The organism is Pseudomonas sp. NFACC13-1 (assembly GCF_900104425.1).
Lineage (GTDB): Bacteria > Pseudomonadota > Gammaproteobacteria > Pseudomonadales > Pseudomonadaceae > Aquipseudomonas > Aquipseudomonas fluorescens_AA.
Genome location: NZ_FMXV01000010.1, coordinates 106,962 through 116,436, shown reverse-complemented (window position 1 = coordinate 116,436; position 9,475 = coordinate 106,962). Strand labels below are relative to the sequence as shown.

At 64.1% G+C, this 9,475-nt stretch carries 1 protein-coding gene; it reads right to left on the bottom strand.

Annotated features, from left to right (window positions below):
* Positions 1-3: 3 nt before the first annotated feature.
* Positions 4-9,465, bottom strand: coding sequence for a non-ribosomal peptide synthetase (locus tag BLQ55_RS14865; protein WP_092254742.1), 9,462 nt, complete (start codon positions 9,463-9,465; stop codon positions 4-6).
* Positions 9,466-9,475 lie beyond the last annotated feature (10 nt).

The following is a 9,475-nucleotide window of genomic DNA, read 5'->3' as shown; positions in this document are numbered from 1 at the left end:
TCCTTACTCTTCCATCTCTAATAACAGGCGCTGCATTTCGTCCAGGGCCTGGTCGGTCGTGGGCCCTTGGGGTTTCTCGATCTGCTCGGCGAGACCGGCAATCGTCGGGTTGTGGAACAGGCTGCGCAGCTCGATCCTGATCCCGAAACGACTCTCGACCTGGGTCATCAAGCGCATCGCCAACAACGAATGCCCGCCCAGTTCGAAGAAGCTGTTGAACACCCCCACTTGCGGCAATTCGAGCAGGTCCTGCCAGATTTCGGCCAGTTGCTGCTCCAGCTCGGTGCGCGGCGCCACCCCCTGTACCGTGACTGGCTGCGGCGCCGGCAAAGCCTTGCGGTCGATCTTGCCGTTGGCATTGAGGGCCAGGCGCTGCTGCGTGATGAAACCCGCCGGAATCATATAGCCTGGCAACAGGCCTTCCAGGTACCGACGCAGTTCCGCCTGGTCAACGGCGCTCGGTGCTTGCAGCCAGGCGAACAGGCTTTGGCTGCGCGGCTCGATCATCACCACCGCCTCCTCCACACCCGGGTAACGACGCAACAGCGATTCGATCTCGCCGGGCTCGATGCGGAACCCGCGCACCTTGACCTGGAAATCGCTGCGACCGACATAGGCCAGTCGACCGTCATCGCGCCGGCGTACCAGGTCGCCAGTGCGATACATGCGGCTGCCAGGCTCGCTGGCATAGGGGTCGGGCAGGTAGACCGCTGCCGTGGTCGCGGCGGCATGCTGATAACCACGGGTCACCCCCGCGCCGGCGATATACAGTTCGCCGGTGGTGCCCAGCGGAACCGGACGCAGCCTTTCATCGAGCACATAGCAGCGGGTATTGAGCAGTGGCGAGCCAATGTCGGCCACACCGGACGGCACCTCTTGCAGCGCCTGGGTGGTCGACCAGACGGTGGTTTCGGTCGGGCCGTAGGCGTTGATCAACACCACGCCCCGACTGCGCAGCTCGGTCACCAGCTCAGCGGGAACCGCCTCACCACCGATCAGCCCGCGCACCGGCGGCCAGTCGGCCTGGGCGGTTTCCAACAGGATCTGCCAGCCGGCGGGAGTCGCCTGGAACACGGTCGCGCGGCGCAGCAAGGCAAACAGTTGGTAACCATCGACGACCTGCTCGCGACGAGCCAACAGTATGGCCGCGCCATTGACCAGCGGCAGGAACAGCTCCGGCTTGCACATATCGAACGCGTAAGTCGTGCTGGCCAGCCAGACATCCGCGGTGCCAAGGGGTAATTGCCGATCGAGGCCGGCCAACAGGTTGCTCAGGTTCTCCCGTGTGACCTGCACGCCTTTCGGGGTGCCGGTCGAGCCCGAGGTGTAGATCACATAGGCGCGCTGCGCGGGATGGATCGCCTGCAGCGGGTTGTCGGGACTGCACGCCTCCAGCGACAACTGATCGAGCCAGATATTGTCGACGCTGCCCAACACATCGCCACACAGGCTTTCGCTGAGCACCAGGGCCGGACGTGCATGCTCGATGATGAAGCGCAGGCGATCCGCCGGGTGCTGTGGGTCCAGCGGCAGGTACGCCGCACCGGCTTTGTGAATGGCCAGCAGGGTTGGCAGCAACCATGGGCCTCGCGTCAGGCACACCGCAACCAGGTCATCCGTGCCGACGCCGCGTGTACGCAACCAATGGGCCAGGCGATTAGTAAGGGCGTTGAGCTGGGCATAGCTCAATTGCTGATCCTGACAATCGACCGCCAACGCCTGGGGCGTCAGCGCCACTTGACGTTCGAAACGGGCAATCAGGTCCGCTTCGCGGGGCAAGGCCTCGGCCGTCTGGTTCCATGGGCGCAGGGACAGGGCATGATCGGTATTGGCCAGGTCGATGTCCCAGAGGCGCGCCTGGGCATTTTCCAGCATGCCTTCGAGCAGGTGCAGGTATTCGTCTGCATAGCGTTGGGCCGTCCGGGCCAGGAACAGGTCTGTGTTGTATTCCAGCACGCATTGCCAGTCATCACCGTATTGCTCGATGTGCAGGCCGATATCCACCAGGGCGCTGTCGCTTTCCACAGCCAGCCGCTGCGCAGACAAGCCGGCGAAACGCTCCTCGCCCTTCGCGGTATCGCGCTGGATCAGGTTGAACAACGCCTGGAACAGCGGGGTGTGGCTGAGGTCGCGGCGCACGTTCAACGCTTCCACCAAGCGTTCGAACGGCACGTCCGCATGCTGCTGGGCAGCCAGGTGAGTGGCTTGCAGCTGCTGCCAGAACTGTTCGACCGGCTGCCGGGCATCGATGTGGCTGCGCAACACTTGGGTGGTCGCGAAGTAGCCGATCAGGTGATCGGTGTGGGCCTGGTGGCGATGGGCGACTGGCAGGCCGACCCAGATTTCACGTTGGCCCGAGTGCCTGGCCAGGAGGATTTTCCAAGCGGCCAGCAACGGCGCGAAGGCGGTCAGCCCATGGTGTTGCGCAGTCTCGCGCAGACGCCTGACCAACGGTGCCGGCAGGCTGAAGCGCAGGCGCTGGCCGTTGTAACCTTGCTCGGCGGGCCGTGGCTTGTCGGTCGGCAGGTTCAGCACCGGCGGCTCCCCTTCCAGGGTCTGCCGCCAGTATTCAAGCTGCGCTTCGATACGCGCCTGCCCGGCCGGGCTTTGCCAACTGGCTGCGATGTCCGGGAACTGCAGCGGCAGCGACGGCAGGCAAGGACTGCGCTCTTCCAGCAGGGCCTGGTAAATCAGCTGCAGCTCGTCGAAGAAAACTTCCAGCGAACGGGCATCGGCAATGATGTGGTGCAAGGTGACCTGCAGCACGCTCAGGTTCTGGCCCTGATACACACGAACCCGCCACAGCGGTGGCGCCGTCAGGTCAAAGGGACGTTGTGCTTCCTGACTCAGTTTCAACGCGAAGACGGGCGAATGTTCGTCTGTTTCCAGCGCCTCGAAGCTCAACGGCACGGTCGAGTGTGCTTCGACAGACTGCCGCGCCCCATCGGCCGTGTCGCTGAACACCGTCCGCAGACTGTGCTGGCGGCTGCTCAGTTGGGTCAGCGCCTGCTCCAGCAACGCCGGTTGCAGGTGACCTTCCAGACGCAAGGCGAGAGACAAGTGATAAGCCTGGGTATCCCCCTGCAGGCGATCGAGGAACCACAAGCGCTGCTGGGTGAAATGCAGCGGTGCCAGGGATTCCTGGAAAGGACGCAGGATGCCCTCGGCTTCAACGTCCTTGGCCGCCACCTGCGCCGCAAAATCGCGCAGCACGGGCTGCTCGAACAGCGTGCGCAAGGGCAGGCGCCGGCCATGCTGCTCGGCAATGCGTGCCACCAGACGCGCCGCCAGCAACGAATGACCGCCCAGGGCGAAGAAGTTGTCGTGCGCACCGATGTCGGTGCATCCCAGCAGTTCCTCCCAGAGTCTGGCTACCTCCTGCTCCCATTCGCTCGACAACGTGCCGCGCTGGCCGTCGCGTTGTTGCGGCGCCGGCAATGCCTTGCGGTCTACCTTGCCGCTCGGGCTTAGCGGCAGGGTGTCCAGGCGAACGAACTGGCTCGGCAACATGTAGTCCGGCAATTGCGCACCGAGTGCCTTGCGCAGCACTGTTTCATCCAGCGCATCGCCGGCGTAGTAACCCACCAGGCTCGCTGTTTCACCGCTGCCCAGCAGCACGACAGCCGCTTCGCGGACCCCGGGAATACGGGCCAGCAGCGCTTCGATTTCACCCAGTTCGATCCGGAAACCGCGCAGCTTGACCTGGAAGTCCAGACGTCCCAGGTAGTCCAGACTGCCTTGGCTGTTGCGGCGGACCCGGTCGCCGGTGCGGTACATGCGCGCACCGGGCACGAACGGATCCGGCAGGAAAGCCGCCGCGGTCAGGCGTGGCGCGGCGAAGTAACCCCGACCGAGGTTGGCCCCGGCCAGGTACAGTTCACCGGGCACCCCAGCGGCCACCGGCTGCAAATCGGCATCGAGGACATAGGCGGCGGTATTGGCCACCGGACGCCCGATCGGCACCTCCACGCCTCCCTCATCGCCACTGCGCAGTTCAAAGGTGCTGTAGACCGTCGCTTCTGTCGGCCCGTAACCGTTGATGACCCTGGCGCCCCGGCCCTCCATGGCTTCGGCCAGTGCGCACGGCAAGGCCTCTCCGCCGGAAACGGCCCGCACGCCTTGCCAACTGCGCGAGGTATGCGCCACCAGCATCCGCCAGGTCGCTGGCGTGGCCTGCATGATCGTTGGCTGCCCGGCCATCAGCAGTTGATCGATCGCTTGCGGATCACGCGCCTGCTCGCGATCGGCCATCAGGATGCTGGCGCCCTGTGCCAACGGCAGCAGCAATTCGACAATGGCAATATCGAAGGTCGCGGTGGTCAAGGCCAGGACCCGGTCCCGGGCCGTCATTGGCAGGGCCTGCTCCACCGCGAGCATCAGGTTCATCAGGTTGCCACGGCTGATCGCCACACCCTTGGGCCGCCCGGTGGAACCGGAGGTATACAACACGTAAGCGAGCTGCTCCGCCGTCGATACCGGCGCCTTGTAGCGATCGGTCGCGCTCGCGGCATCGATGTCCAGCAACGCCACGCCGCTGCTCCATTGCGCCAACACCGCCAGGCTCGCGGCAGTTCCCAGGCACAGCTTGGGTCGCGCCGCTTCAAGGATGTAACGGCCACGTTCCGGCGGCGTGTCTTCGGCCAATGGCACGTAGGCGGCACCGGCCTTGAGAATCGCCAGCATCGCCATGGGCAAGCGGACGTCACGGGGCAGACTGAGGGCCACTCGATCCTCGATGCCAACGCCATGGGCCTGCAAGGTTGCCGCCAGTTGCTCGGCAGCCCGGTCCAGCTGGGCGTAGCTCAGGCGCTCATCACCAGCCAGCACGGCCAGCGCTTCGGGTTGACGGGCTACCTGAAGCGCAAAGGCCTGGAGAATATCCTGATGGCCCGTGACGCCAGGGCCCTCGATGCGGGCCGGGGAGGTTTCGCTCGATTGCCACGCCAGCTCGCCCAAGGCTCGCCCCGGCTGCTCCAGCAGCGCATCGAGCAAGGCCAGGTACTGCTCGGCCATCGCTTGGGCGGTCTGTTCGCGGAACAGGTCGCTGCTGTATTGAAGGCTCAGGCTGATGCCGTGTTCGCTGTCACGCACGTCCAGATGCAGGTCACACAAGGCGCTGTCCGGACGGTTGTCCAACGGCTCGGCGATCACATCGGTCAGTTCGAAACGCTCCAGGGCATTGCCCGGGAAGTAGTTGAACATGGCCTGGAACAGCGGGTTGTAGCTCACCTGCCGAACCACGCCGAGCTGCTCGATCAAGTAGTCGAACGGCAAATCCTGATGGGATTGAACCGACACGGACAACGCTTGCAGTTCGCTCATCAGTTGCAGCAGGCTGCGTTCACCCGACAGTTTCTTGCGATACACCAGCGTGTTGACGAAGCAACCGACCAGGGGTTGCAGCACCCCATGGTGCCGGTTGGCCACGGGAACGCCGACCAGAATGTCGTCTGCGCCGCCACGACTGCGCAACAGCAGCTGGAACGCGGCCAGCATCGGGATGAAGTTGCTCCAGCCATGGCGGGCGCTGAAGGCGCGCAAGCGTGCCGCCAGGGCGTCGGGCAGGCGCCGTTCAACACGCCCACCGGCCTGGCTCGCCTGGGCAGGACGAGGAAAATCGGCCGCCAGCTCCAGCACCGGCAAATCGCCAGCCAACTGCTCGCGCCAGAAGGCCAGTTCCTGCTCGCACGCCTTGCTGTTCATCCATTGGTGTTGCCAGAGCGCGTAGTCGGCGTACTGCATCGACAGGGCCGGCAGCGCGGTCGACAGCCCTTGCCGCAGGTCGCGGTACTGCTTGCACACCGCATCGATGATCAGCTGCAACGACCAGCCATCGGCCACGATGTGATGGCAGTTCAACGACAGGACAAAAGCATCCGGTGCCAGGCGATAGAGTCTGGCGCGCAGCAACGGAGCCGTTTCCAGCACGAACGGTGTCATCGCATCCTGACGCAGCAAATCGTGCAGCGCCTCTTCGCTCGGCACGTCGATCAACGGCAAATCGAGCTCGGTGCGGGCCAGGATCACCTGGCTCGGCCCTTGGGCTTCGTTGATGAAACCGGTGCGCAACACTTCATGCTGATCGACCACAGCCTGCAACGCAGCCTGCAGATCGGCGATGTGCAACTGGCCGGTCAAGCGAACGGCGCCCGCCAGGTTATAGGCAGGGCTGTGGGGATCCAGTTGTTGCAGGAACCAAAGCCGTTGCTGGGCAAACGACAGCGGCAGCGTCTCAGGACGCGGCAACAACGTGGGCGCTGCCTTCACGGTGCCGGCCTGGTTTTCCAGCCAATCGGCCATGGCGGCGATGGTCGGGCGCTCGAACACCACACGCAGCGGCACATCCTTGCCCGTGAGTTTGCCGATCAGGCCAATCAGTTGCGTGGCCAGCAGCGAGTGACCGCCCAGCTCGAAAAAGTTGTCCTCGACCCCGACCTGGCCGAGCCCCAGCACGCTTTGCCACGCCTCGACCATCTGGCCTTGCAACTCGCTGCTTGGCGCAACGTAGCGGGCCTGGCTCTGGGCAGCGAAATCCGGGGCGGGCAAGGATTTGCGATCGATCTTGCCGTTGCCATTGAGGGGGAAGCGCTCCAGGAACACAAATGCGCCTGGCGTCATGTAGGGCGGAAGGTTGCCCAGGACATGCTCGCGCAAGGCCTCGATGCTCGCTTGTGCCTCCCCCACCACATAGGCCACCAGCACCTTGGAACGTTGCTGATCATCACGGGCGACGACCACCGCTTCCCGGACGCCGGGGTAACGGCTCAGGCAGGCTTCGATTTCGTCCAGTTCGATGCGGTGTCCACGGATCTTGACCTGATGGTCGGTTCGGCCCACGTATTCAAGGTCGCCATTGGGCAGGAAGCGCGCCAGGTCACCGGTGCGATAGAGCCGGGAACCATCGTTGGCGATCGGGTCCGGCAGGAACACCGCCGCCGTGCGCGCCGGGTCTGCCATGTAGCCGCGGCCGACGCCGACACCGGCAACGAAAATCTCCCCCACTGCGCCGGCCGGTATGGGTTGCAGGTCGGCATTGAGCAGGTACAAGCGATTGTTCAGCGTAGCGCGACCGATGGGCACGTTGATGCGCTGTTCCGGCAGACGTTCGAGCAACGGATGGAAGGCGACATCATCGGAACACTCGGCTGGCCCGTAGGCGTTCATCAACGGGATGGCGGGATAACGGTCGAACCAGCGACGCGCCAAGGCCGGTGGCAGCGCCTCGCCGGTGGCCAGCACCCAGCGCAGGCGCGAACGCTCGAGCCCTGCGTCGAGCAGGCTTTGCATCAACGATGGCACGGCTTCGAGGATACTGATGCCGTGCCGTTCAATGGCCGACGCCAGCGCATCGGGGTCCTGCACGATGCAATCGCCGAGAATCACGGTGCGTGCCCCCAGCACCAGACCGGCAAGGGTCTGCCAGACGGAAATATCGAAGCATTGCGGCGCGGTCTGGGCAATGACATCGCTCGCATCGAGCCCCAGCCCCGGCAGTTTGCCGAGGATGTTGTTGAGCATGCCGGCGTGCGCCACCATCGCCCCCTTGGGGGTGCCGGTGGAACCGGAGGTGAAGATGCAATAAGCCAACGAACGGTCGTGAACCGGGAGGTTCAGGTCCTCATCGCTGTAACGGCTCAATAGCGCAGGATCATAGCGTACGGACTTGGGACGCTGTTCGAGCAGGTCCACCGCCTCCATCGCCAGCTCACCCTGCCCCGCACTGTGCACCAGCAACGGCGTCCGGCTCTGGCGCAGGACCTGGGCCAGCCGCTGAGGCGGGTTGCGCGGGTCCAGGGGTAGCCAACCGGCACCGGCCTTGAGGGTGGCGACGATCATCACGACCAGGTCCAGGCCACGCTCGTCGAACACTGCGATCAAGTCGTCGGCGTTGACACCTTGCGCGCGCAGATGCCGGGCCAGACGGTTGGCGGCGCGGTTCAACTGATCGAAGGTCAGGCTGTTCTCGCCGTGCACCATGGCGATGCGCTCGGGCGTCTGGCGAACCTGTTGCTGCAATCGCTCGATGTACAAGGGTTGCAGCAGCTGTTCGTCGGCTGCCAGGCCGCCACCGGCCCAGACCTGATGCTGGTGCACAATTTCACGCTCGTCGAGCATCGCCAAGTGGTGCAACGGTGTCCCTGGATTGCTGTGCAGGGCGGCGCCGATGTTCAGCAGCAACGTGCGGAAGTGGCGCAACATCTGCTCGATTTCTTCGCGCAGGAACCAGTCGGTCTGGTAGGTCAATTGCAAATGCAGACGCTCACCCGGAACGATCACCACCGTGATGGGATAGTTGGTGTGGGTGCGGTTGGCCATGTCGCTGATCAGGTAGTCCAGCTGCCCTTGACGCAAGTCGGCGGCAATGGGCGCGTTCTCGAACACGAACAAACTCTGGAACAGGTCCTGGCGTTGCACTTCGCTCCAGCGCTGGATGTCGGCCAGGGACACACTTTCGTGTTCGCGCAGGCTCAGGTTCTCGGTCTGCAAGGCCTTCAGCCATGGGGCCAGCGCATCATCCGGGCGCCAGGTCCAGCGCAGCGGCAGGCTGTTGATGAACAGACCGACGATGCTTTCCATGCCTTGCAGGTGAACCGGCCGACCGGCCACCGTAATACCGAACACCAGGTCGCGATCGCCGCTGTAACGCGCCAGCAGCAAGGCCCAGGCCCCCTGCACCAGGGTGTTCAAGGTGATGCCGTGTTGGGCTGCCGCGTTTTGCAGTGCCCGGGTCTGCTCAAGCTCCAGATGTTCGACGCAGTCTTCAACGGGCTCCGCAGCCCCCTGGATCCGGCCGACATGACCGAAGCCAAACTCGTTGGGGGTGTCGAACCCCGCCAGGCGCTGTTGCCAGAACGCCTGGTGGTCCTCCGGCTTCTGGGTTTCCAGCCAGCGAATGAAATCGCGGTACGGGCGCGGCGCCGGCAGGTTCAGGCGACGACCTTCCTGGGCGGCCCGGTAGCCGTTGAGGAAGTCCATCATGATGATCGAGAAGCACCAGGCGTCCATCAGGATGTGGTGATAGCTGCGCACGAACTGGTAGGTGTCGGGCGCCAGCTTGTACAGTCTGACCCGCATCAGGGGCGCCTTGGTGAAATCCAGTCCCTGGGCCCGTTCTTCACTGAGCAAGGCCTCCAGGCGTTCCTGTTGCTCGCCTTCGCCTAGATGCGACCAGTCTTCATAGGTAATCGGCAGTTCGACCTGTTTGTGCACGACCTGCATCGGGCGCTTCTGCTGCTTCCAGACAAAGGAGGTGCGCAGCAGCTCATGGCGCTCCACCACCTGCGCCCAGGCCTGACGGAAAGCCGCCAGATCGAGATTCGGCATGACCATGACATGACGGTATTGCAACAGGTACATACCCTTGCCCGGGTGCAGCAGGCTGTGGAACAGCAGTCCCTGCTGCATGGGAGCCAGCGGATAAATCGCTTCGATATTGCGCGAAAGTGCTTTGACCTTGTCGTTCATGCTGACGGTA

Excerpts from the sequence above, each read along its gene's own strand:
- BLQ55_RS14865 (WP_092254742.1), bottom strand. The coding sequence starts at position 9,465 with ATGAACGACAAGGTCAAAGCACTTTCGCGCAATATCGAAGCGATTTAT.